The following is a 25,717-nucleotide window of genomic DNA, read 5'->3' as shown; positions in this document are numbered from 1 at the left end:
AAAATATGATACACTAAAAGCTATACTAAAACACAAAAGAGAGTTGAAATAAATTATGGCAACGGAGCAACCATTTTTACCAGTATTATTAGGATCAGATATGAATGCATACGGCATGGCACGAGCATTTTATGAGGCATATGGCATTAAGCCACTTGTATTAGGACGTTCACATTTAACAGCAACACAAGATAGCCATATTTTGGATTTTAAAGAAATTGATCGTTTAAATGAACAGGACGTATTTGCACCAGCGCTTGCTCAAATCGCAAAACAATATGCTGATAAAAAATTACTGCTACTTGCTTGTGGCGATGATTATGCAAAGCTCATCATTAAAAACAAACCAGCACTACAGGAGCATTTTACAGTACCATATATTGATGAATCATTAATGGATGAAATTTTATTAAAAGAGAATTTCTATAAAATGTGTGAGAAGTACGACTTTAAATATCCAGGTACAACAACGGTAACTACGAAAAACTATGAAAACTTTACGCCACCGTTTAACTACCCAATAATTATAAAAGCATCGAATTCAGTAGAATATTGGGCATGTAAATTCCCAGGGAAGAAAAAGGTGTTCGTTGCACATGATGAAGCGGAAAAAAGTGCAATTTTAAAAGCTATTTATAGCTCGACTTATCAAGATACAATGATAATTCAAGAATTTATCCCTGGTGATGATTCATATATGCGCGTGTTAAATGCGTATGTAGGAAAAGACGGCAAAGTAAAGCTAATGTGCCTAGGTAACCCGATTTTAGAAGAGCATTCACCAGAAGGAATCGGAAGCTATGCAGCCATCGTTACGACATACGATAAAGAGCTTATGGATCAAGTACGCCACTTTTTAGAGGATATCGGTTATACTGGCTTTGCTAATTTCGATATGAAATACGACATTCGCGACAAACAATATAAATTATTCGAAATAAATTTACGTAACGGACGCTCAAGCTATTATGTAACGGCAAGTGGACATAATTTAATGAAATATGTTGCGGACGACCATATGTTAAATATCGAGCAACAGTTAACGTATGTAGAGGATAAGCATTTATGGATGATTATTCCGAAGGGCGTGTTATTTAAATACGCTTCTAACGAAAAGCTAAAGCTTGAAGCGCAAAAATTGATTCGTGAAGGGAAGTATACAAATTCACTTTACTTCAATAAGGACATGAATGCGAAGCGTTGGGTAAAGCTTACACTAAACAATTTAAATTATTATCGAAAATATAAAAAGTATTTTAATAATAAGGGTCTAGAAGAATAAGATTGATTAAAAGGAGGTATAACACATATACCTCCTTTTAAATTGTAGAAAAGTTTGAAGAACGACTATTGCTATTGATTTTCGCTACGGGCAGATGCTTTTTTGAGGACACACCTTAAGCCTCGTTAATTGTTTGAGTGCCTGGCACTTAGCGTAGAGATATCTAGCATAATAGCGGCACCAAAATCGTAAAATCCACTTCGCTTCCACGGGCACAGTGTAAGCCGCAACCCTCGCTGTCGCGCGGTTTGTTGCGTCTTACTTGCTGTGCTGTTCCCGTAGTAGTCTACGTGGATTTTTACTTGGATAGTCAAAAAATTCATGATTAGCAAAGTAAATTGTTTGAGTGCCTGGCACCCTCCCTCGTGGTTTACGCACAGAGCAAGGAGAGAATTCCGCGAAGCGAGGAGAGAATTCCGCGAAGCGAGTAGAGAATTCCGCGAAGCGAGGAGTGAATTCCGCGAAGCAAGGAGAGAATTCCGCGAAGCGAGGGAGTAATTCCGAAGAGCAAGGAGAGAATTCCGCGGAGCGAGGAGAGAATTCCGCGAAGCAACTTTAAATCCATGCGAGTAGCGAGCCTTTCACTAAATTTATGTAGTAATAAAAAATAGCATGTGGAGACATCATAATGTCCACATGCTATTCTAACTTGTTTTGTTTAAACTTCAGTCAATTCTACGACAACGCCAGAGCGTGCATCTGCAGCGAACTCGAATGTTTGCATTTCACCTTCGTGCATGCGTGAAATACCGCCACGATAAACAGGAATAGTCATAAATCCGTTTGTGAAATTGTCAGTTTTCATAAAAATCCAAGAACCGTCTATTGGCGAATCTTTTTTAAATTCTTTTTTTATGTTTTCAAGTACTTGTCCTGCGGGTACATACGGAGAAACTTTTTCACTGGCTTCTTTAATAATGACTGCCGCGGCGAGGCCTGTTGCAACACCAATTAAAAAATCACGTAATTTCATGGGTAATTTCCTCCTTTTCCTATAGCTCTATTTTAGCATAGCACAAAGAAGGAAAGCACGTTCATTGTAAAGGACTTTTAAGAAATGTATCAATATTTCGACTTCTGAAATAATTATGATACAATAAGCAAGGAAGAAAATTCTACTTCGTGGGGAGAGAGTCATCATGAATGAGGAAACATTACAATTATTTAAAACATTAACTGAATTACCTGGTGCTCCGGGCAATGAGCATGCGGTGCGTGCATTTATGCGAACTGAGCTACAGAAGTACTCAGATGAGGTAATTCAAGATCATTTAGGTGGCATTTTTGGTGTAAAGCATAGTGCAGTAGCAGATGCCCCTAAAATTCTAGTAGCGGGCCACATGGACGAAGTGGCTTTCATGGTTACATCGATTACTGATAATGGATTAATTCGTTTTCAAACACTAGGTGGCTGGTGGAACCAAGTTATGCTAGCACAACGTGTAGAAGTGTACACGAAAAATGGGGCAATTCCAGGTGTTATCTCGTCTATTCCACCGCATTTACTAACAGATGCTGAACGTGCAAAGCCAATGGAAATTAAAAATATGCTAATTGATGTTGGTGCAGATAACAAAGAGGATGCTATTGCACTTGGCGTTCGTCTAGGACAGTCAATCATCCCAGTATGTTCATTCACACCGATGGCAAATCCGAAAAAAATTATGGCAAAAGCATGGGATAACCGTTATGGCTGTGGACTTGCAATTGAATTAATGAAAGAAGTAAAAGATGAAAAACTAGCTTCTCATTTATATTCAGGTGCAAATGTAATGGAAGAGGTTGGACTTCGTGGCGCTCAAGTATCAGCTAATATGATAAAGCCAGATTTATTTTTCGCTTTAGATGCATCTCCAGCCAATGATATGTCTGGAGATAAAAATCAATTTGGTCAACTAGGTAAAGGGACATTATTACGAATTCTTGACCGTACAATGGTAACACATCGTGGTATGCGTGAGTTCGTGTTAGATACGGCAGAATCTAATCATATTCCTTATCAGTATTTTGTATCACAAGGTGGCACAGATGCTGGCCGTGTACATACATCTAATGACGGTATACCAAGTGCTGTAATTGGTGTTTGCTCACGTTATATCCATACATCAGCATCTATCATTCATATTGATGATTATGCTGCAGCTAAAGAACTAATCGTAGAATTAGTGAAAAAAGCTGATCGTTCGACATTAGAAACGATTCGCGCTAATGTATAAGTAAAAGAAAAGGTGCCTATTAGGGCATCTTTTTCTATGCAAAGAAAGAGGGAATATAATGGAAATAGCGATTGGAACCACGAATAAAGCGAAAATCCAGTCAGTTCAAGCAATTGTTAATCAATATTTTGAAAAAGTAACTTTTACATATTTTAAGGCACCTTCACAAGTTTCAAATCAACCAATAACTACCGAAGAAACAAGACTTGGTGCGATCAATCGTGCAAAAAATACATCCATTGCTACGGGTGCTATGCTTTCTTTTGGACTAGAAGGTGGCGTTACGGAAATAGATGGTGATATGTACGTATGCAACTGGGGCGCTCTTACATTAGCCGACGGGACTACATTTACGGCTGCGGGTGCACAAATTATTTTACCAGAAGAAATTGCCCAGGAAATAAGAGCAGGCAAGGAGCTAGGTCCTTTAATGGAACGATACACTCAGCGATTAGATATTCGTCAAGGAGCAGGGGCAGTAGGTATTTTTACGCAAGGAATTGTGACTCGTCAGACGATGTTTGAGCATATTGTCGCGCTGCTTGTTGGTCAATATTTGTTCACATTAGCGCGAAAATAGTGTCTTTGAACTAGTGAGAATGGAGCAGTAGTGTTGCAACTTATGTAGAATTTTTTTAAAATAGAAAAAAGTTAGCAATGAAAGGAAGATAGAAATGTCTCGTGTATGGCTACAAGCACTAGGGATAATGCTTTTACTATTGGGGCTTTCTGGCTGTAATCAATCGGTGGATGAACAAATTGCTAGTGGACTTCAAATAACGGAAACAGTATTTGCAGAAGAGCCAGAAGCATATACCGACAAAATTGGTCATATACAATTGTTTTTACCGTCAAAATTTAAAATTGATGATAGTTCAGATGCTTATAATATTTTAATATCAAAAGAAATGGATTCTTATATTCTTTTCATCAATGATCGTGAAAAAGCTAATAGTAAACTCTATTATAATTTACTAAAAGAAGATAGCTCAAAAAAAGTCATCAATGAAACTACCTACGAAAAGAATGGTATTTTCGGTTTTGCTGCTGTTTCTAAAACGGATAACAAAGATGAATTTGAGTTAATTGTAAGCTGTGGTGGCGTAAAGATGACAACCATTTCACAAGCGAAAAATATTGAAAATAATCTTCATGAGATGACGAAAATCGTTCATTCGGTTAAGATTAAATAATTGCATAGTTTTGACCAGAACGGTTCACAAAATTATGTGAGCCGTTTTATTATGAAGAAAGGACGTGAGCTAATTGAAACAAATAAAATCAGAGCAACTTGTGTCCCTATTAAAAAAGCAGTTAAGTGAGCAAAAATTTGATTTTCAATTTGACAAAAAGCAAGATAAACTACGCTTGAATCATAAAAAAATAGGCAAAGGGATGGAGCTCTCTTTACCAGGTATTTTAGCAAAATATAATGAAAAGCAAGAGGCAGCTGTTAAAGAAGTTGTCTATACGATTGAGCAAACTTTTTTGGCGATGGAGCAGGAGCAGGAGCGAGGCTTCAAAGAATCAGGGCAAATTTATCCGGTTATACGTGCAACATCGTATCCGAAAGTTTCAAAAGAAGGACATGCATTTATCACGACAGAGCATACTGCAGAAACGCGTATTTTCTATGCGCTTGATTTGGGGAAAACGTATCGCTTTATTGATGAATCGATGTTAGAAGCACTAAAATTAACAGTGGAACAAATACGAGAGATGGCACGATTTTCTGTCAAGCAGCTACCAACCGTCTATAAAAAAGATGAAGTAGCAGGAAATGTCTTTTATTTTGTTAATGCAAATGACGGCTATGATGCTAGTCGTATTTTAAACGAAAACTTTTTAAAAGAAATGCGCGCAAAAATTGAAGGGGATATGACTGTATCTGTACCTCATCAAGATGTATTAATACTAGGTGATATTCGTAATGAAACAGGGTATGATGTATTAGCACAGATGACGATGCATTTCTTTGCTGTAGGGACAGTACCAATTACGTCATTATCATTTATTTATGAAGATGGGGAGCTTGAACCAATCTTTATACTAGCAAAAAACAGAGTAAAAAAGGAGCAAGAAAAACAATGAATGTATTTTACAACAAAGAGCATGTAGGAGACGTATTATTAGTACAATTGGCAACAGAGGCGATTGTAAAAACAGAAGTAGTACGTGCTGGGGATATCGCCATTTTAAAAGAAGCACAAACAGGAGAAGTAAAAGCATTTAACTTATTTAATGCGAGCAAGTATGTTCAAGTAGAGGCGCAAGGAAATGTTGAGCTTACACCAGAGTTTGTAGCACAGCTTGAAGCCGCTATTGAAAGCAATGGCGCTGCGATTAGCCTAAATGTAGATTTTACACCAAAATTCGTTGTAGGCTACGTAGAAACAAAAGAAAAGCATCCAAATGCTGATAAATTAAATATTTGTACTGTAAATGTAGGTAATCAAACACTTCAAATTGTATGTGGTGCACCGAATGTTGATGCTGGTCAAAAAGTAGTTGTTGCTAAAATTGGCGCTGTAATGCCTTCGGGAATGCTTATTAAAGAAGGGAATTTACGTGGTGTTGATTCATTTGGCATGTTATGCTCAGCGCGTGAATTAGCCATTCCTAATGCTCCGTCTGAAAAAGGTATTTTAGTTTTACCTGAGGATGCTGTAGTAGGCAGCGCGTTTGAAACACCAACTCGATAATGATATAAATTGTAAAAGAATCGTTAGACTACCAATAGCTGGTGGTATAACGATTTTTTGTCTAGTTCGGGCCTATAAATACAAGTTTCTATATCATTTTTATGGTATGCTTTTTTATGTGGACATTGAACTTAGTTTTAATAGTCAATTATTGAAAACTAAAACAATGCTATAAATGAAGTGTAAGAGAAATGAGTGAAACAACGTGAATTGGTTTAAAAAGAAAATTGAAAAAATTTTAAATAGAGATGAATATGAATATGATGAATATTATGAGGAGTATGAGGAACAACCGGATCACCAACAGCCGTTAAATGAAACATCGGTTACGAGACAAAAAACTTTCCGATTCCCTTTAATTGATGATGAAGAAGATATGCCTCAAGCTTCACAATCAAGAGACGTGTTTGATCAAATGGATGACTCATATGGACAAATTGAAGATTTAACATTACCAAAACATTTAAATCATAAAATGGCAGATTCTCGTGTTTACGATATAGAGGTATCTGGTATTCGTGAATTATTAGAAAATCGTTCGAAGCGAACTGGTAGAACGACGACTACACGAAGCCAGCCTAAGCAACAGCAAGAATATCCAACTAAAGCAAGTATGGTTTTTCGCGATGCACAAGTTGAAGCTAAACCTGTTCAAAAAGAGCCAATTGTGAAACAGGAAAGTAAAGCGGAAGACATTTTACCACAGAATCGAAAACGTTTTGTGCCAACGGATGTCCCTTCACCAGTTTATGGCTTTGCAAAACCAAGCCCAATCGAGCAGTTATTAAATAAACGGAAGGAAGAACAGGAAGCCGAAATGCCTTCTGTGGCTAAGTTTGCAAAAGAAGCGACAACAAATGAGCCTATTGAAAATATACTAGTAGAAAAAGAGCCTATCAAAGCCTCCATTGATGTCCGTGAATTGCTTGAGATACCTCGCTCTATTGAAGAGCCATCAAAGCAACCGCGTGCAACTGAGGAACTTGAAGCAACTGAGCATAGCCAATCAACGGATGAAGTGAATACGGAAGAACCTTCAAAGCAGCTGATTACATTTGAAGAAGTTGAAGTAGCTGAGCAAAGCCAATCAATGGATGAAGTATATATGGAAGCGCCATCGAAGCAACCGATTACATTTGAGGAAGTTGTAGCTGATGAGCAAAATCAAATAACAGATGACGAGAATTTGGAGCTACCTGTACCACAAACGACATCATTTGCAGTGAATTTTGAAGAGCAAATTAAGGAAGCGGTACAGCAAGAACTTGCTGTCGAGCAACTTTCTGCTGATCAGTCTGAAATTCATGTGAAAGAAGTAGTTGTGGAACAATTACAAATTGAGAATTCTACGATTCATATTGGGGAAGTGACAGTAGTCCAGCCAACTAATGAAGAGGTCAATCAAGAAATAGTTGAGGAACCATCTGTACAGCAAGAAAAGAGTCGCATTCCATTTAATGTTCTAATGTTAAAAACAGATAAAGAGAAATGGCGAATTTCACAGCAACTAAAATCGATATCAAAAACAACTACAAAAGAAAAGCAAACTGAGAGTGCGTTTACTCGCGATAATTATGAAGCTGTAGCGTTGTCAGAAGACAAACCAACACCTTCACCTATTGTTGAAGTAGAGCAATCAAATCATGAGCCATCGCCGAGAGAGGCAGAGACAGAAAATACTTCTGTCATTACGATGTCACCTGTAGCAACAATGACACATTTGCCAACTAAAGAAAATATAGCGATTGACGCAGAGGTGATGGAAGAAATTGCAGCAACAACGTTTGTAGATAATGTTTTACCTCAAGCAGAAACTACAGGTATTGAAGCTCGTTCAATTGAAGAAGAATCAGCACCAATGCTGTTTGTAGAAAATGTTCTGCCACAAGAAGAAAGTTCAGTGATTGAAGCTGGAACGATTGAAAATAAGCCCGCAATAATGATTGAAGAAAATGCTTTACCACAAGCAGAAAATCCAATAATAGAAGCTGAGCTAATCGAAGAAAATACAGCACCAGCGTCTGTGAAAAATGATGTACCACTTGCCGAGCAAACAGAAGAAACCATTGCAATTCAAAGCATTGAAGAATCGGAAAAAGTGGAGGGGAATCTTACTGATGCATTGGTCATTTCTGATGTTGAAGCTATAGAAAATGAAGTTAAATCTCCAAAGCCTATTCATGTTTATCAAATACCAACGGATGAATTTTTAGAGCCGCCTGAGGAAAAAACACAAGATACAGAGTGGATGGAGCAACAAGGGGACACACTAGTTGAAGCACTATCTTATTTTCAAGTGTCAGCACAAATTGAATCGATTATGCAAGGTCCAGCGGTAACTCAATTTGAAATTACAGTAAGTCATGGTACGAAGGTAAGTAAAATTCGTAACTTAGCAGATGATTTAAAACTTGCTTTAGCTGCAAAGGACATTCGAATTCAAGCACCGATACCAGGAAAAAGCTCTATCGGAATAGAAATTCCTAACCGAGTATCTCGTGCTGTTCGTTTATCAGAAGTGACAAATAGCGCTTCTTTCCTCGACTCCGATTCACCACTAGAAGCGGCATTAGGTCTAGACTTAACAGGGAAGCCTGTCACGATTGATTTACGTAAAATGCCACATGGCTTAATTGCCGGGGCGACCGGTTCAGGTAAGTCTGTTTGTATCAATTCTATTTTGGTTAGTTTATTGTATAAAGCAGCACCACATGAATTAAAACTGATGCTAATTGATCCAAAAATGGTAGAGCTTGCTCCGTTTAATCATATTCCTCATTTAGTCAGTCCGGTCATTACGGATGTAAAGGCTGCAACAGCGGCGTTAAAATGGGCAGTAGAGGAAATGGAGCGACGTTATCAGTTATTTGCTCATGCAGGTGCGCGTGATATTACACGTTATAATGCTCTAGCAGATAAAAATAATGAGCATAGTTTAAAATTACCGTATATTTTAATTGTCATTGATGAGTTAGCAGATTTAATGATGATGTCGCCTGCTGATGTCGAGGAAGCGATTTGTCGTATTGCTCAAAAGGCACGTGCTTGTGGTATACATTTAATTGTTGCAACACAAAGACCTTCTGTAGATGTTATTACAGGTCTTATTAAATCCAATATCCCTACACGAATCGCCTTTGCGGTATCTTCACAAATCGATTCGCGTACAATATTAGATGGGCAAGGAGCGGAGCGATTACTAGGACGAGGCGATATGCTATATTTAGGTAATGGCATGTCTGCACCAGTACGTTTGCAAGGGACGTTTGTTACAGATGACGAAATCGAATCGATTATCGATCATGTTCGTGAGCAAGGCGAACCGGATTATATATTCGACCAAGAAGAACTGTTAAAGAAATCAGAAGTTTCGGCAGAGCAAGATGATTTGTTTGAGGATGTTTGCCGTTTTGTATATGAGCAAGGTGGGGCCTCTACATCTCTTATTCAACGTAAGTATCATATTGGGTATAATCGTGCTGCACGATTAATTGATATGTTGGAATCGCATGGTTTTGTGTCGGAGGCAAGAGGTAGTAAACCACGTGAAAGCTATATTACCGAACAAGATTTAATTGCTATGTTTGAATAAGAATTGCAGTGTTTTCGTAAAGATTATCTGACTTTCGTCAAAATTAGTTTTTTTAGAAAAGTTGCACATTTATCCTTGTGCATAAATAGTGCTATAATAGACAAGATGTTTTAACATAGTACGTATTTTTCTGTACGTGTAAAGGTATTAATACCTAGTGCAAAATACGATACACCTAATAGATGATAGATGGGATTTTGTATTTCCCGGGGGGTTTAATTAATGACAGTTTTTCATTTCACAGGCATTAAAGGTTCTGGCATGAGTTCGCTTGCACAAATCTTATTTGATGCTGGTGAACAAGTACAGGGCTCAGATATTGATAAATATTTCTTTACGGAACAGCCGTTGCGTGAACGAAATATTCCAATTTTCACATTTAATGCGGATAATATTAAAGAAGGTATGACAATAATTGCAGGGAATGCTTTTCCTGATGACCATCCTGAATTAGTCCGAGCACGAGAAATCGGTGTTGAAATTATTCGTTATCACAAATTTCTTGGTGAGTATATTGGCAATTACACATCGATTGCCATTACTGGAGCACATGGTAAAACTTCTACAACCGGCTTAATGGCACATGTTGTAGGCGGCTATAAACCAACTTCTTATTTAATCGGGGATGGTACAGGTGCAGGCCATGAAAATGCTAACTTCTTTGTGATGGAAGCGTGTGAATATCGTCGACACTTTTTAGCGTATAATCCTGATTATGCGGTGATGACAAATATTGATTTCGACCATCCAGATTACTTTGCAAATATTGAAGATGTGTATGCAGCCTTCCAATCACTTGCATTACAAGTGAAAAAGGCGATTATCGCATGTGGCGATGATGAACATCTACAACGTATTCAAGCGAAAGTACCTGTTGTTTATTACGGGTTTGGAGCTGAAAATGACTTTGAGGCACGTAATGTTGAAAAAACAACTGAAGGCACGACATTTGATGTTTTTGTGCGCAATGAATTTTATAGTACTTTCTTTATCCCATTATTTGGCGACCATGCAGTGTTGAATACATTAGCTGTTATTACACTTTGCCAATATGAGGGTATTTCATCTGAAATTATTCAAGAACGTTTAAACACGTATAAAGGTGTAAAAAGACGTTTCACAGAATCGAATATTGGGGATCATGTTTTAATCGATGATTATGCACACCATCCAACAGAAATTCGTGCAACGATTCAATCGGCTAGACAAAAATATCCTGAACGTGAATTAGTAGCGATATTCCAGCCTCATACATTCACGCGTACTCAAGCGTTTTTACAGGACTTTGCAGACAGCCTTAGTCTGGCTGATACAGCATACTTATGCGATATATTTGGTTCTGCAAGGGAAACACAAGGTGCACTATCAATTCAGGATTTAGCTTCTCTTATTGACGGAAGCGCTGTAATTACTACAGAAGGTATTGATGTGTTAACAAAGCATAAAGACGCAGTATTTTTATTTATGGGTGCTGGCGATGTTCACAAGTTCCAAGATGCCTTTGAAGATGTACTTAAAAGCAACGAAACAGCTTAATCCGCAAGGAATAAGCTGTTTTTTCTCAAATATAAGAAGGATTTAAGTTTTATTTGTCGAAGATAAGGTAAGTAATAGTATACAGAGAGAAATTATTACTAGCAGGAGGTCTATTTATGGAAGTCATTTTGTATATTGCAGCAATAATAGCAGCGATCGGTTTTTTATTTTTATGTGTGAGCGTCGGTATGACGTTATTTTCACTCAAGTCAATTCTTAACAGTTTATCTGGCACATTAGCAGGTATTGAGAAACAAATGGAAGGGATTACACGTGAAACGACTTCTTTGTTAATTAAAACAAATAGCTTAGCAGAGGATATTCAACAAAAATCTGAACAGTTAAATACTGTTGTTCATGCGGTGAAAGGAATGGGTGACTCTGTCAATGGTTTAAATGCTTCAGTACAGCAAATTACGTCATCGATTTCAAAAAGTGTTGAACAGAATGAAGAAAAAATTGCGCAAGTTGTTCAGTGGAGTAATGTCGCAATGGGCATTGCAGATAAATGGAAGAAGCGTAAAGTGATTGAGCAGGCCCCAGGGATAATGCCTGAGGACGTATATAGTTTTGAGGAAGTTCAGGCGGACAAGCCGAAAAGAAAATGGGGTCGCAAAAAATAATTATTATTTAGCAGGTGCTTTCTTTATGCCAGCTGAATATAAATAAAGCCTTAGACAATTTTTATTGTATGACACGTACAAGTGGAAATACATACGTCTAGGCGCATTAGATTATAAAATGGGAGGAATTGTCCATGACTACACAAAAGCCAAACTTTAACGAAGTGAAAGAACAACAACTAGAAAGTACATTGCCACAGCTTTATAATTCGCAGGATTCGATCTATGAAGAGGAGCGTGTAAATATGAAAGATTTCGTCATTGGCGCTTTAGTTGGGGGTATAGTGGGTGCAGCTGCAGGTTTACTATTAGCTCCGAAATCAGGGAAAGATTTACGTAGTGATGTGGCAGTGCAAGCTGTTAATTTAAAAGATAAAAGTGCTGATTTATCATCAACAGCTAAGGATAAAACAATGCAATTATCAAAACAAATTCAAGAGCAATCTTCGCAATTGGTAGAAAAAGTTAAGACGCTTAAGACTGCAAAAGCACCAACTGTTTTTGATGATGGCACTGTCTCTTTCGAAGGGGAAGAGCCGCTTGAGGACTTTACTGATGATGCGAAATCAGAACGAGAAGAAGTTCCAGAAAAAACAGAACAAACTGATGAAGATAAAGCACAAGAGGTTCGTGCTTAAAGTAAAAAAGCTATAACTGAAAGAAAAAGTGTTAGATTGATGGCAATCAATCTAACACTTTTTTTGCTATGCCGTTGTTGTCCGCTACGGCGGTTGCTTTCCGTGGACACATTACATTGTAAGTCCCAACCTCGGAATGCCTGCGTCTTACGCTGTGTAAGTTCTGAGCAGGGGTCACCTCCTTCGCTTCCAATAACTAGCGAAATCCTTTTTTATAATGATAAAGGTGCGTCTTCAAGGACTATTTCAAGTTGGTCGCCACCGAAGATTTCTGTATCAAATGTGGCGGGTTGCCCATTACGCAGAATCGTAAAATTACCTTTAAATGTCGTAGGTAGTTGCCAATTTGAGAAGCGGAAAACATCCTGGTAAATCCAAGGACTTCGATCTTTTTCATGAATGGCAATTGTCGCACCGTTGGGAACGGTTGAGAGTGGAGAAACAACTGCCTGGTTAACAACCATTTCATTCGTCGTTTTTTTCAGCTCTAATAGTTCCTGTTGGAAATAAATGATGATTTTATCCTCAAGTAAAACATTCATATGGGCAGCTATTCGCTGTACAGTTGGTAACGATGGTTGCGAAAAGGTAATGATATCGTTATGTTGAACAGCAAATGACAGTTTACCAGGTTTACCGTTAATAAGTAGTTGTGCGGAACAAGTTGGTAAATATAATGGCTTTCCATCGACATAAACAACAAAAGATTCGAATTGCTTTAACAAATTATTATTGTTGGTAGTTTTAAATATATCCTCTACCGTTTCAGCTATTTCAAACGCGATAATATCACGATCGTTTAACACAGTATCCATTGATACAGGGGAACCGTTGACAGTAATTTTTGGTTCGATAACATACTTTGTTTCTTGAATTGTTACTGTTTTAGTTACCGCTTGATCAACAATATCTCTTACTGTAGCAGTGGCTGGATGACCATCTTGACCTTCTATTAACTGGATGGCATCGCCTGTTTTAATAATTGTTTTTGTAGAGGCTTGTTGCCCATTTACTAAAATTTTTGCTGGTTGACCGTGACCTCCAGGTATGAAAATATCTTGTCCGTTAACACTAATAGATAATCCATGACCTGGCTTGCCATATAATTGTTTTGCCCGAATATTGGCAGCTAAAAATGCATCTCCAACCGTCATTTCTTTTAATTCAAAAAGACGTACAATTTGTTCATTTACTGTTAAGCTCATATATTGTATCGGCATTTTCTTTGCAGCAATTGCTATGCCAATAGGTGTTACTAGCTCAGGAGATGCTTTAATATGTTCTTCCTTTGTTAAATTTTGAATGGCATCGACACCGCGTACGGCAATTCGGTTTGCTGGTAAATCCAGTACTAAGCCAATCTCCGTTGTAAGATTTGGTGTTAAACTACCACCACCCACGAGCATCACAGCTTTTGGGGCAGTCCGATTATTAAGACGCAATATTTCTTCTCCAATTGCCTTCGCAAGTTGTTTAACAGCAGGCTCAATTGCTGTAAGTACTTCTGCTTTTGGATAGTATTGGTCAAAGCCTAAAATATCTTGAATTAAAATTTCCTCAGCACAGTGCAGTTGCCGCTTTGCTTCTTCAGCTACTGGGAAATCAAGTAAATAATGGTCACTGAGCGCCTCTGTTATTTCATCACCTGCTGTCGGCACCATACCGTATGCAACTACTGTACTTTTATCGGTAATGGCAATATCTGACGTACCAGCTCCAATATCGACAAGTGCAACATTAAGACGGCGCATTGTAGGTGGTATTAGAACATTTATTGCAGCAATAGGCTCTAGTGTTAGAGCGCCCATTTCTAAATTTGCACGTTTTAAGGCAGCGATAAGGGATTCAACTACAACACGTGGAAGGAAAGTTGCAATGACTTCAATTTGTGCTTCGTCACCTTGCTGATCAAGAAGGCTACCAATTTCTTCACCATCTAAGCGATAATAAAGAACAGAATAGCCAACGCAATAATAGTGACTCGTTTTGGCATCCTCTTTATGCTGTAGGAGCTGTTGCTGTGCCTGTTGGACTGCCTGTAATTCTAAACGGCTAATATCTTCTTCAGTGAAAATGGGGCGGTTACGAATAGGAATGGTCACGCTTGCTTGCTCTGTTTTTAATGAACGACCTGCAGCAGCGACACTTACTTTTGATAAGGGCCCATGCTTTTCTTCGAGCTCTTGTTTAATTTCATTAATTAATTCAGCCACATACATGACATTATGTATTTGACCATCTACCATGGCCCGTTCTTTGTGTTCTTTTACTAAAATATCTTGTACATGAAAATGATCATTATCTTCCTCTAAAATAATGCCAACAACAGAACGTGTACCGATATCAAGTGCAAATAATTTTGAACTCAATGTAATCGCTTCCTTCCTTGAAATAACTCAAAATAATTTAGCGAGTTGAAGCGCTAAATTAAAAATGCGTGACATTCTGAACAACATTGATTATAATGATGCTAATATCTAAAAATGTAACATACATTTCAGAGTTCTGAAAGTGTCTGTCATGGGGAGAGGAGCAAGAAGCATGAGCCAAAAAGATTTAGAAAGCTTACGTAGTCAGATTGACGGATTAAACTTAGAAATTCTTCGTCTAATTAACGAACGTGCAGCTGTAGTAGATGAAATCGGTAAAATTAAAGAAAAACAAGGTGTTAATCGCTATGATCCATTACGTGAACGACACATGCTTGACCTAATTAAAGAAAACAATCACGGTCCGTTAAACCAAATGACGGTTGATTATATTTTTAAACAAATCTTTAAAACAGCTTTAAAACAACTTGAAGCTGATAAAAAGAAAGAATTACTAGTTTCACGTAAGAAGAAATCAGAAGATACTGTCATCAATATTAATGGTGAACTAATCGGCCAAGGAAAACCATCCTTTGTGTTTGGTCCATGTGCTGTTGAATCATACGAACAAGTAGCAGCAGTTGCTGCATCTATTAAAGCTAAAGGTGAAAAGTTAATCCGTGGCGGTGCTTACAAACCTCGTACTTCTCCTTATGACTTCCAAGGTCTTGGTTTAGAAGGGCTTAAAATTTTAAAGCGTGTATCTGAAGAATATGGTTTAGGTGTTATTACGGAAATTGTAACACCGGGTCATTTAGAAGAAGCGCTTGATTATATTGATGTTATTCAAATCGGTGCTCGTAATATGCAAAACTTCGAGTTATTAAAAGCAGCGGGTGCAACGAACAAACCAGTATTATTAAAACGTGGTTTAGCAGCAACGATTGACGAGTTCATTCATGCAGCAGAATACATTATGTCTAAAGGGAATGAAAACATCATCCTTTGTGAGCGTGGTATTCGTACTTACGAAAAAGCAACGCGTAACACATTAGACATTTCAGCAGTACCAATTTTAAAACAAGAAACACATTTACCAGTATTCGTCGATGTAACACACTCAACAGGTCGACGCGACTTACTATTACCATGTGCGAAGGCAGCAATTGCAATCGGCGCAGATGGGGTAATGGCTGAGGTGCATCCAGATCCATCTGTAGCACTTTCAGATTCACAACAACAAATGGATATTCCAACATTTGATGCATTCTACGAAACGCTACAAAAATTCATGAAGAATCACGAAATTCACGCATAATATTATCACACCGCTTGCGCAATAAGCAGGCGGTGTTTACTATATCGTGACAAAAAAATGTCTATAATAGTACTATTTGTACTTGGTATTTCATTTCATGTATGTACTCTTCTTGAAAATGGGGCGAAAATTATCGTATGATAAGGCTATAAAAGGAAAAAGGGAGGCACGTACGATGACTGTTACAATTTATGATGTTGCACGAGAAGCGAATGTTTCGATGGCAACCGTTTCTCGTGTAGTCAATGGTAACCAAAATGTAAAACCAGCAACACGAAAAAAAGTATTAGAAGTAATTGAACGATTAGAATATCGTCCGAACGCAGTAGCGCGAGGGTTAGCAAGTAAGAAAACTACAACAGTTGGCGTGATTATCCCAGATATTGCAAATAATGTTTACGCGGAGCTGGCACGTGGTGTAGAGGATATCGCTACAATGTATCGCTACAATATTATTCTTGCCAACTCAGATCAACATGAAGATAAAGAGTTACAGTTGCTAGATACAATGCTAGGTAAACAAGTGGACGGTATTGTGATGATGAGTGATGAAGTAACAGAGAAAATGCAACAAACGATGGATCATTCACCAGTACCGATTGTTCTTGCAGGTTCTGTAGATGAATCACAAACAATTGCCACTGTTAATATTGATTATTTTCAGGCAGCTTATGAAGCAATTTCGTTACTGATTCAAAACGGTCATACACGAATTGGCTTTGTAACAGGTCCTCTTACTTATACGATTAATGGTAAATTTAAGCTTGAAGCTTATAAAAAAGCACTGCAAGATGCAGGGTTAAGTATAGATGAATCACTAATTGCTGCAGAGGAATCTAGCTATGATATGGGCTTAGAGGCTTGGGAAATATTATCTGCCCTTGAAAACCCTCCAACGGCTTATTTTGCAGGAAGTGATGAACTTGCAATTGGTTTGATTCATGGTGCACAAGATGCTGGTAAAAATGTGCCCGAGGATATCGAGGTCATCAGTTTTGAAAATTCTAAGTTAGCACGTATGGTTCGCCCACAGCTTACAAGTGTAGCATTACCGCTTTATGATATCGGAGCTGTAGCGATGCGATTATTAACGAAGCTTATGAATAAAGAGCCTGTAGAGGACGAAAAGGTAGCGGTTATATTACCACACCGTATTGAACATCGCCAATCTGTTAAAAGCAAATAAGAAAAAACACGTAAATCTAATTTTATGATTTGCGTGTTTTTTTATAGGAAAATGTATGCTTCAGTGAACGTTGCTGTCCGCTATAGCGAACGCTTTCCGCAGAGCACACCGTAAGCCGCAACCGTAGCTGACGCGTCTTACTTCTTATGCTGTTCCTGCAGGCGTCTACGTGAATTAATTATACTGGCAATGCTATGAAAATTCAGAATTGTTTGCGTGCCTGGCACCCGCTAAGCACCCGCTAGCTGCGCTTTTCTGTGCGAATAATATGTAACGCTTTTTCTAACATTTGCGCGTTCTTTTCCTCTATTTCAGTTTTTCGAGGAATCGGCTCATAGAGTGGGGTAGGATCTTCCCATGTTGGGATAAAGGGAACTGGCGCTTCTGGCTGCCAACGGTCTAACCATGCTTGTGGTAAAGCACCTGTTGGTATTTCTTGATCTGTCATTTCTAGCCATAACATCGACCATGCCCTAGGCACAACACGCCATATATCGTAACCACCACCACCAACTGCAATCCATTTTCCATCGCAATATTCGTGTGCAAGTTTATGTGCAAGCTTTGGAATTTCTCTATAAATATTCATTGTACCGTATAAATGTGTTAATGGATCAAAATAATGTGCATCTGCACCGTTTTGAGTTAAAACAACATCTGGTTTGAAAAATTCAAAAACTTCACGCATAGCTTTTTCATATATTTCTAAGAAACTTTCATCCTCGGTAAATGCATCAATAGGAAAGTTAAAAGAAGTACCATAACCTTGCCCATTGCCTCGCTCAGTTATATTACCCGTTCCAGGGAATAAGTAGCGACCTGTTTCATGAATTGATAATGTACAAACATTTGGGTCTTCGTAGAAACTCCATTGTACACCATCACCATGGTGCGCATCAGTATCAACATAGAGTACACGTGCATTGTACTTTTCCTGTAAATAACGAATGGCAACGGTACTATCATTATATATACAAAAACCGGAAGCACGTCCGCGGAAACCGTGATGTAGTCCACCGCCAAGATTTAATGCATGCTGCGCCTTTCCTTCCATTACACAATCGACAGCGGTTAATGTACCTCCGACAAGCTGTGCACTTGCTTCATGCATATTTTCAAAGATAGGTGTATCTTCAGTACCTATACCATAGCTTGCACATTGTGCCTCGCTCAGCTTACCATGGCCTGCATTTTTTACGATTTCAATGTATTTCGGATCATGTGCAAGCAAAAGTTCTTCTTCCGTGGCAATGCGTGCAGGAACGATGTCGACATCATCGAGTGCTCCTATATTTTTAAGTAAATCCATCGTTAGCGTCAAGCGTTTGTGATTGAAAGGATGCGTATCTGAAAATTTATATCCGAGTTGCTCTGGCGAATAAACAAAGACAGCCTTTTTCATTATAAAGAAACACCTGGTAAATTAGGCCATAGCACGTCGAATCCTTCTTGACGAAGATCTTCAATGATTGCAAGTGGGTTTAATGTTTTTACTCGGACGCTTAAAATTTTATTTTGTGTATTTTCAGAATCAGGATATACTAGAACGCTTTGGACATTTGCATGATGGAGATTGAAAATTTTAGTAATTTCAAATAAGACTCCTGGTGTATCGCTAACTCGGATTTCAATTTTTGAGCCAGGTTCAGTGGCACCAGTTAGTTCTATATATGTGTAGAGTAAATCAGTTGTTGTCACAATGCCTACTAGTTTTCCACCGGAGACGATTGGTAAACAACCTACCTTTGCTTCATAAAAAGTTAGTGCTACTTCTTCTACAAAATCAAGTGGATGGCCGACAAGTGGGTTTTTGATCATTATTTCTTCTACCATCGCACTAAAGACTGGAGAATTAGGTTCGTCTTTCAATGAGGAAGGCAAAGCCTCTTTAATATCGCGCTCCGTTAAAACACCTAGAACATGACGTTCATTATCGATGACAGGTAAATGACGAACTTTTTTCTCGCGCATTAATTTCAACGCTTCTAAAACAGTGTTTGTCGGAGCCAATGTGTAAGGCTCATCATTCATAATTTCTTCAACAATCATATACTCATCCCCTTTGTGTTGGTTTTAATACATGAAGCGATTTCTAAAACGAAGTCTGTCGAATCTTTCCATTGTTTCAGGGAGCACTCGTTTGCCCTCTCGTGCCATAAGGCAGTTTGCAGGATGAGATGTAATTTCCGGATCATCTGTAGCAAAATATTCGAAGCCAACTGAACTCATCATCCGCTCCATCATTTTGCGGTAATCCCATACATTTAATCCTGTACCTTTTAAGTCCCAATGCCAATAATATTCGGTTGTTATAACAAGGTAGTCCTCCATTTCATCCCCCATAAAGGACACCGCTAACAAGGCTTTACCAGCGCCTGTTCCGCGATAGTCTGGAATGACCTCAATAGCACCTAATTCAATCATATTGTCGATTTTGTCCTCTGCCCACCGTTCAAGCGGATCAGGATATAAATAGGTGACGTAGCCTACAATAATGTCGTTATTTCGGATAATAATAATACGGCCTTCAGGAAGCCCAGCGATTTCTAAGATGGCTTGCTGTTGTTGCTTAGGGGGTCTAAAGGCAACTAATCCCTCGTGGAATGAATATGTAGCTAATTTTTCTGGAGGAACAGGTCCTTCCACATAAACAGTACCATGCTTTGTCTCCTTTGTAACAGAAAAAAAAGTCTTTTTGTGTTCCATAATTACACCACCTGAGTTTAATAATTCCATTATAGCTGATTTAAAGCTGAAAAACGCTTAAATTTACGAAATATAACTACATTTTTGGAAAAATAAAAATATTGAGACATTCTGATTAAATTCGTGTAAAATAGATTTATATTGCAACTGTTATTTAACAGATAAATGTTGATGTATAAGCATTGTTCATATTACAAATGCATAAACTGTTCTATAACAATTGCTACATAACGTATTTGTCTTTGGAGAAAGTGGCGAATTTTAATATCATTCAGTAGCTGTTTTATATGGCGAAATTGTTTCAATTGCCATTATTTCACTTAATTTTCCAAAAGGGGATGGATGCTCACTTTTTTATCCTTTATAGGGGGCTTCAAGAGAAGATTATTGCATAAGCAAAGTGGAACGAATTGGCAGGCAGCTACGATTACGTTGAGGCGTAATTGCGGGGGATATCGTGAGTACGATTTGAAATTTGCTTACGAATGTACTAAAGCCAAAAAAAGGAAGGGGTAAATTCATGGGGATGAAAACAATGGAGAAATTAAAAGCAATACCAGGGCAGTACAACCTGCCAAATTATGAGGAGGTAGCAACAACTCATGATTGGGCAGAAACAGAAAAGGCATTTAGTTGGCATGAAACAGGATTAGTGAATATGGCTTATGAGGCTATTGATCGCCATACAGAAACATCTCGGAAAAATAAAGTAGCATTGTATTACAACGATGGGAAGCGCAAGGAAGCATACTCTTTTAATGAAATGAAAAGGTTGACGAACAAGGCAGCAAATGTTTTTAAATCAATGACTAACATTGAAAAAGGAGATCGTTTATTTATTTTTATGCCTCGTTCACCAGAGCTTTACTTTTCTTTATTAGGTGCTTTAAAAATGGGCGTTATTGTAGGGCCATTGTTTGAAGCATTCATGGAAGGCGCAGTGTATGATCGTCTTTCAGATAGCGATGCGAAAGTGTTAGTAACAACACCTGAATTACTAGAGCGAGTTCCATTAGATAAACTGCCAAACTTGCAACATGTATTTTTAGTAGGGTCTGATATAGAAGAGACGCCACAAATTTTAGATTTTAATAAGCGCTTGAAAGAGGCTTCTACTAAGTTTGACATCGAGTGGATGGACCGCGAGGACGGTATGATATTACATTATACTTCTGGTTCGACAGGTGCTCCAAAAGGTGTTTTACATGTTCATAATGCGATGGTTCAGCAGTATCAGTCGACACAATGGGTACTTGATGTAGGTGAAAATGATATTTATTGGTGTACCGCTGATCCAGGTTGGGTAACGGGGACATCCTATGGAATTTTTGGTCCGTGGTTAAATGGTGTGACAATGCTTATTGTTGGTGGAAGATTCTCGCCACAAGCATGGTATCAAGCGATTGAAGATTATAGTGTAACAGTTTGGTATAGTGCGCCAACAGCATTCCGTATGCTAATGGGTGCTGGTAGTGGAATGCTGGAAAATTATGATTTGTCATCATTGCGTCATGTATTATCTGTTGGGGAGCCACTTAACCCTGAAGTTATCCGTTGGGGTAGTGAGGAGTTAGGACATCGCATTCATGATACTTGGTGGATGACAGAAACGGGTGCGCATATGATTTGTAACTATCCGAGCATGGATATTAAGCCCGGATCAATGGGCAAGCCATTACCAGGTGTGCACGCGACAATTGTAGATGATGCGGGTAATGAAGTTCCACCATTTACAATGGGTAACTTAGCTGTACGTCGTGGTTGGCCAGCTATGATGCGTCAAATTTGGGGTAATCCAGAGCGTTATGAATCATATTTCTTAAAAGGTGAGTGGTATGTGTCTGGTGACTCAGCTTATATGGATGATGAAGGTTATTTCTGGTTCCAAGGTCGAGTGGATGATGTCATTATGACAGCGGGTGAACGAGTTGGTCCGTTCGAGGTTGAAAGCAAGCTACTAGAACATCCAGACGTAATAGAGGCTGGGGTAATCGGGAAACCGGACCCAGTACGTGGTGAAATTATTAAAGCATTTGTATCTTTACGAGAAGGCGTGGAGCCATCGGATGCTTTAATTGAGGATATTCGCGAGTTTGTGAAAAGGGGCTTATCAGCTCATGCGGCACCGAGAGAAATTGAATTTAAGGAAAAGCTGCCGAAAACACGCAGCGGTAAAATTATGCGTCGCGTGTTAAAAGCATGGGAGTTAGATTTGCCAACTGGCGATCTTTCCACGATGGAAGACTAATGGCATTCAACGTATAATTTATTTTTATTCAATATATGCATCTAAAGAAGGTATGAATTCATTCGGTTATCGAAAGGGTTCCTACCTTCTTTTTTCTTAATTAGCGGTAGAAAATATGGAGTTTAAACAACTGTAACAGAAGATTAAGAAAATAATATAAATAAATAAAAATTCAGTTGACTTAATAAATATGCAGACGTATACTGTTTTTAACTTATTTTAGAGGTGAGTGTAATGAAAGTAGGAATTGTTGGAGCAACAGGATATGGAGGATTGGAGCTTATCCGCTTTTTACATAATCATCCGGCGGTGGAGCACATTGATTTATTTACATCTTCTGAAGAAGGTGTCGTTTTTTCTACAAAGTTTGGACATTTAGTTACGATTACAGATTCGCCATTGCAAAAAATAGATTATGAAACATTATTGAAATTGGATGTAGTATTTGCTAGTACGCCTTCAGGTGTGACAACTGAACTGTTACCACCTTTAGTTGGAAAAGGTCCGAGGTTAATTGATTTATCAGGGGATTTTCGATTAAAGAATCCAGTTAGCTATGAAGAGTGGTACGGAAAAAAGGCTGCTCCATTAGAAATTATTCAGCAAAGTGTGTATGGCTTAACTGAATGGAATGCTCATAATGTGAAAAATGCCTCACTCATTGCGAACCCAGGATGTTATCCAACAGCGGTTCTGCTTTCGTTATTACCTTTGTTAAAAGAGAGACTAATAGATTTTAATTATCTCGTGATTGATGCAAAAAGTGGCATTTCGGGTGCTGGCAATAAACCATCACAAACAACACATTTTAGTGAAGTGAATGAAAGCTTCTCCATTTATAAGACAAATACGCATCAACATATTCCAGAAATTGAGCAAGCTATTTCAATGTTTGCTGGTGTAGAGACAGCTATTACATTTAATACACATTTAGTGCCGATGACACGTGGAATTTTATCCACTGCATATGCGCCCTTAATGCCAGGTATCACAGAGTATCAATTAGTCGCTTGCTTACAGGCAACATACGAAAACCATCCGTTTGTACGGGTTGTAACCGATGTTAATAGCCTTGCTACAAACCGTGTAAAAGGCTCTAACTATTGTGATATTTTCGTAAAAGTTGATAATCGTACAAACCGTGCAACGATTGTTGCTGTTATTGATAATTTAGTTAAAGGGGCAGCAGGGCAAGCGATACAAAATATGAATGTGCAAATGGAATTACCACAAACAACAGGCCTAGACATCGTGCCATTTTTCATCTAAGTGCCAGTCACCCAAACAATTTAGAATTTTCCTAATTGTTTTAGTGCCAGTCACTCTTATTTTAAAACTGAGGAGGAATACATTTATGACATTAACAGCATCTACGAACGTTATGAAAAAATTATCAAGTAAAAACATTGTTTCACCGAAAGGCTTTAAAGCCGCGGGTATCCATTGCGGATTGAAGCATAAGAAAAAAGATTTAGCCATTTTAGTTAGTGATGTACCAGCAAGTGTAGCTGGCGTATTTACAACAAATGCAGTTCAAGCAGCACCGTTAAAAGTAACGAAAGAAGTTGTCTACACAACGAAAAAAATACAAGCAATGATTGTAAACTCCGGTAATGCTAATGCATGTACTGGCAAGCAAGGTGTGAAAGATGCGCAAACAATGCAAGCTTTAGCAGCTGAAAAGTTAGGGATTGCTGCAAATTTAGTTGGTGTTTGCTCAACAGGTGTAATCGGCGAAATTATGAATATGGAGCCGGTTGCTAGCGGGATATCCCAACTAGAGCCGAAGGATAGCTTAGAGAGTGCAATCGATTTTGCGCAGGCAATTTTAACAACTGATACGGTTATGAAAAATACGTGCTATAGCACAATGATTGATGGTAAAGAAATTATTATTGCTGGTGTAGCAAAGGGATCAGGAATGATTGAACCTAATATGGCAACAATGCTAGGTTTTATTACGACAGATGCGAATATTGAATCGGATGTATTACAAGAGGCGTTATCGGAAATTACAAACTTAACGTTTAATGCGATAACGGTAGATGGAGATACTTCGACAAACGATACGGTAGTCGTGATGGCAAATGGTGTAGCCGATAATGAACTTTTAACATCTGCGCATCCTGATTGGCATAACTTTTACTATACATTAAAAACTGTAGCAGAGGATTTAGCGAAAATGATTGCGAAAGATGGCGAAGGTGCAACGAAACTGATTGAAGTTGAAGTAGAAGGCGCCATTTCAGATAATGAAGCACGTAAAATTGCGAAAACAGTTGTTGGTTCGCCACTTGTAAAAACAGCTGTATTTGGATGCGACGCGAACTGGGGACGTATTATTGCAGCGGTTGGTTATAGTGGCGCAACAGTTGACCCTGATAAAATTACAATTCAAATTGGTGGCGCAACAATGGTCGAAAATGGTGAACCGATTACATTTTCTGAAGATGAGTTAATTCAAATTTTAAAAATGCATGAAGTAAAAATCTTTGTGTCACTTGGCATAGGCGAAGGCAAGGGGCATGCTTGGGGATGTGACTTAACGTATGACTACGTTCAAATCAATGCATCTTACCGCTCGTAAACGCATGGTTATTAAGCTGGGCGGCAGCACGCTTGAAGGCTTAAATGAGGCCTTTTTTGAGAACTTTAAAAAACTACAAGATAGCGGAGTAGAACTTATTATTACGCATGGAGGGGGCCCTGCTATTAATCGCGAGCTTGCGGCAAGAAATATTGAATCACATGCATTAAATGGCATACGTGTAACAAGCGCGGCAGCTATTGACATTGTTCAGTCTACATTAATAGGGAATGTTAATCCTTCATTAGTGCATGAGTTAACAACAGCAGGAATTGCAGCAGTCGGGCTTAATGGCTTTGATGGTCAATTACTTGTAGCGGACTTTTTAGACAAGAAAACTTACGGCTTCGTAGGTGAGGTGCAATCGGTCAATACATCGTTGTTAGAAGCATTAATTACAGTTGGAATTGTCCCAGTAATAGCGTGTGTTGGGGCTGATTACACTGGTCAAGCGCTGAATATTAACGGTGATACAGTAGCGAGTGAAGTAGCGCTTGCTATTGGGGCAGAAAGCTTACTGCTTGTTACGGATGTTTCGGGTATCCGTATTCAAGATGAATATCAAACAGAAGTAACGCCACCGTTAATAGCACAGTGGATAGAGGAAGGGCATATTTATGGTGGAATGATTCCCAAAGTACAAGGGGCAATCCAGTGTCTAAATGCAGGCATTCCGTCCGTGCAAATTGTTGGAGACACATTAGTCGGCACAACGATTTTGCCGTAATGTAATTATGTAATAAGTGGATGCTGTGCTGTGAAGATGGTATCCAT

At 38.5% G+C, this 25,717-nt stretch carries 21 protein-coding genes; 16 read left to right on the top strand and 5 right to left on the bottom strand.

What is annotated here, in order from left to right:
• Positions 1–55: 55 nt before the first annotated feature.
• A complete protein-coding gene (locus tag ACQKNX_RS12340) occupies positions 56–1,282 on the top strand; it encodes an ATP-grasp domain-containing protein (RefSeq protein WP_427429111.1) in 1,227 nt (408 codons plus the stop codon).
• A 658-nt stretch (positions 1,283–1,940) separates the two neighbouring features.
• On the opposite strand, the gene ACQKNX_RS12335 is transcribed toward ACQKNX_RS12340, so the two are convergent.
• Positions 1,941–2,255 (bottom strand): hypothetical protein, encoded by a 315-nt coding sequence (locus ACQKNX_RS12335; protein ID WP_173477578.1) that lies wholly within the window; start codon positions 2,253–2,255, stop codon positions 1,941–1,943.
• A 166-nt stretch (positions 2,256–2,421) separates the two neighbouring features.
• Here ACQKNX_RS12335 and ACQKNX_RS12330 point away from each other — a divergent pair, with 166 nt between their 5' ends.
• The 9 genes from ACQKNX_RS12330 to ACQKNX_RS12290 all read left to right on the top strand — a co-directional run bounded on the left by ACQKNX_RS12330 (position 2,422) and on the right by ACQKNX_RS12290 (position 12,589).
• Positions 2,422–3,498 (top strand): M42 family metallopeptidase, encoded by a 1,077-nt coding sequence (locus tag ACQKNX_RS12330; protein ID WP_427429110.1) that lies wholly within the window; start codon positions 2,422–2,424, stop codon positions 3,496–3,498.
• A gap of 58 nt (positions 3,499–3,556) precedes the next feature.
• Positions 3,557–4,078: a DUF84 family protein gene (locus ACQKNX_RS12325; protein WP_427429109.1), complete on the top strand. Its 522-nt coding sequence runs from the start codon at positions 3,557–3,559 to the stop codon at positions 4,076–4,078.
• A 94-nt stretch (positions 4,079–4,172) separates the two neighbouring features.
• Positions 4,173–4,691 (top strand): hypothetical protein, encoded by a 519-nt coding sequence (locus tag ACQKNX_RS12320; protein WP_427429108.1) that lies wholly within the window; start codon positions 4,173–4,175, stop codon positions 4,689–4,691.
• Positions 4,692–4,764: 73 nt separating this feature from the next.
• Positions 4,765–5,589 carry a DUF1444 domain-containing protein gene (locus tag ACQKNX_RS12315; RefSeq protein WP_427429107.1) on the top strand — a complete coding sequence of 275 codons (825 nt, stop codon included), beginning with the start codon at positions 4,765–4,767 and terminating at the stop codon, positions 5,587–5,589.
• The gene (gene ytpR, locus ACQKNX_RS12310; RefSeq protein WP_427429106.1) at positions 5,586–6,200 is read left to right on the top strand and encodes a YtpR family tRNA-binding protein; all 615 of its coding nucleotides are present in this window, start codon (positions 5,586–5,588) and stop codon (positions 6,198–6,200) included. The genes ACQKNX_RS12315 and ytpR overlap by 4 nt, the downstream gene beginning before the upstream one ends.
• 205 nt (positions 6,201–6,405) lie before the next feature.
• The gene (locus tag ACQKNX_RS12305) at positions 6,406–9,792 is read left to right on the top strand and encodes a DNA translocase FtsK (protein ID WP_427429105.1); all 3,387 of its coding nucleotides are present in this window, start codon (positions 6,406–6,408) and stop codon (positions 9,790–9,792) included.
• A 222-nt stretch (positions 9,793–10,014) separates the two neighbouring features.
• Positions 10,015–11,328 carry a UDP-N-acetylmuramate--L-alanine ligase gene (murC, locus tag ACQKNX_RS12300; protein ID WP_427429104.1) on the top strand — a complete coding sequence of 438 codons (1,314 nt, stop codon included), beginning with the start codon at positions 10,015–10,017 and terminating at the stop codon, positions 11,326–11,328.
• 116 nt (positions 11,329–11,444) lie between these two features.
• Complete coding sequence (locus tag ACQKNX_RS12295) at positions 11,445–11,951, top strand: DUF948 domain-containing protein (RefSeq protein ID WP_340823007.1); 507 nt, start codon at positions 11,445–11,447, stop codon at positions 11,949–11,951.
• A 134-nt stretch (positions 11,952–12,085) separates the two neighbouring features.
• The gene (locus tag ACQKNX_RS12290; protein WP_427429103.1) at positions 12,086–12,589 is read left to right on the top strand and encodes a YtxH domain-containing protein; all 504 of its coding nucleotides are present in this window, start codon (positions 12,086–12,088) and stop codon (positions 12,587–12,589) included.
• A 212-nt stretch (positions 12,590–12,801) separates the two neighbouring features.
• Here ACQKNX_RS12290 and ACQKNX_RS12285 read toward each other — a convergent pair whose 3' ends face one another.
• The gene (locus ACQKNX_RS12285) at positions 12,802–14,958 is read right to left on the bottom strand and encodes a cell division protein FtsA (protein ID WP_427429102.1); all 2,157 of its coding nucleotides are present in this window, start codon (positions 14,956–14,958) and stop codon (positions 12,802–12,804) included.
• 172 nt (positions 14,959–15,130) lie between these two features.
• On the opposite strand from ACQKNX_RS12285, the gene ACQKNX_RS12280 reads away from it, so the two are divergent.
• Both ACQKNX_RS12280 and ccpA read left to right on the top strand, forming a co-directional pair.
• Positions 15,131–16,216 carry a bifunctional 3-deoxy-7-phosphoheptulonate synthase/chorismate mutase gene (locus tag ACQKNX_RS12280; protein ID WP_427429101.1) on the top strand — a complete coding sequence of 362 codons (1,086 nt, stop codon included), beginning with the start codon at positions 15,131–15,133 and terminating at the stop codon, positions 16,214–16,216.
• 175 nt (positions 16,217–16,391) lie between these two features.
• Complete coding sequence (gene ccpA, locus ACQKNX_RS12275) at positions 16,392–17,402, top strand: catabolite control protein A (protein WP_340823014.1); 1,011 nt, start codon at positions 16,392–16,394, stop codon at positions 17,400–17,402.
• A gap of 241 nt (positions 17,403–17,643) precedes the next feature.
• Here the strand turns inward: ccpA and ACQKNX_RS12270 are convergent, their stop codons facing one another.
• Genes ACQKNX_RS12270 through ACQKNX_RS12260 form a run of 3 tightly spaced genes read right to left on the bottom strand, consistent with a single transcriptional unit; the run spans position 17,644 to position 20,108 of the window.
• On the bottom strand, positions 17,644–18,804 hold the full coding sequence (locus ACQKNX_RS12270; protein WP_427429100.1) for an acetoin utilization protein AcuC: 1,161 nt from the start codon (positions 18,802–18,804) through the stop codon (positions 17,644–17,646).
• Complete coding sequence (locus ACQKNX_RS12265) at positions 18,804–19,451, bottom strand: acetoin utilization AcuB family protein (RefSeq protein ID WP_427429099.1); 648 nt, start codon at positions 19,449–19,451, stop codon at positions 18,804–18,806. The genes ACQKNX_RS12270 and ACQKNX_RS12265 overlap by 1 nt, the downstream gene beginning before the upstream one ends.
• Positions 19,452–19,475: 24 nt before the next feature.
• The gene (locus tag ACQKNX_RS12260; protein ID WP_427429098.1) at positions 19,476–20,108 is read right to left on the bottom strand and encodes a GNAT family N-acetyltransferase; all 633 of its coding nucleotides are present in this window, start codon (positions 20,106–20,108) and stop codon (positions 19,476–19,478) included.
• 520 nt (positions 20,109–20,628) lie between these two features.
• Here ACQKNX_RS12260 and acsA point away from each other — a divergent pair.
• From acsA to argB, 4 genes are all read left to right on the top strand, one after another.
• The gene (gene acsA, locus ACQKNX_RS12255; protein ID WP_427429097.1) at positions 20,629–22,356 is read left to right on the top strand and encodes an acetate--CoA ligase; all 1,728 of its coding nucleotides are present in this window, start codon (positions 20,629–20,631) and stop codon (positions 22,354–22,356) included.
• A gap of 234 nt (positions 22,357–22,590) precedes the next feature.
• Positions 22,591–23,625 (top strand): N-acetyl-gamma-glutamyl-phosphate reductase, encoded by a 1,035-nt coding sequence (argC, locus tag ACQKNX_RS12250; protein ID WP_427429096.1) that lies wholly within the window; start codon positions 22,591–22,593, stop codon positions 23,623–23,625.
• A gap of 85 nt (positions 23,626–23,710) precedes the next feature.
• Positions 23,711–24,943, top strand: a complete 1,233-nt coding sequence (gene argJ, locus ACQKNX_RS12245) for a bifunctional glutamate N-acetyltransferase/amino-acid acetyltransferase ArgJ (protein WP_427429095.1) — start codon at positions 23,711–23,713, stop codon at positions 24,941–24,943.
• Positions 24,906–25,670 carry an acetylglutamate kinase gene (gene argB / locus ACQKNX_RS12240; RefSeq protein ID WP_427429094.1) on the top strand — a complete coding sequence of 255 codons (765 nt, stop codon included), beginning with the start codon at positions 24,906–24,908 and terminating at the stop codon, positions 25,668–25,670. Before argJ ends, argB begins: the two co-directional genes overlap by 38 nt.
• The last annotated feature ends 47 nt before the right edge of the window (positions 25,671–25,717 follow it).

It is taken from the genome of Lysinibacillus sp. NPDC093712 (assembly GCF_050280025.1).
Classification (GTDB): Bacteria; Bacillota; Bacilli; order Bacillales_A; family Planococcaceae; genus Lysinibacillus.
Note: the sequence above shows the minus strand (reverse complement) of the source record. Positions and strands in the feature narration are given on the sequence as shown.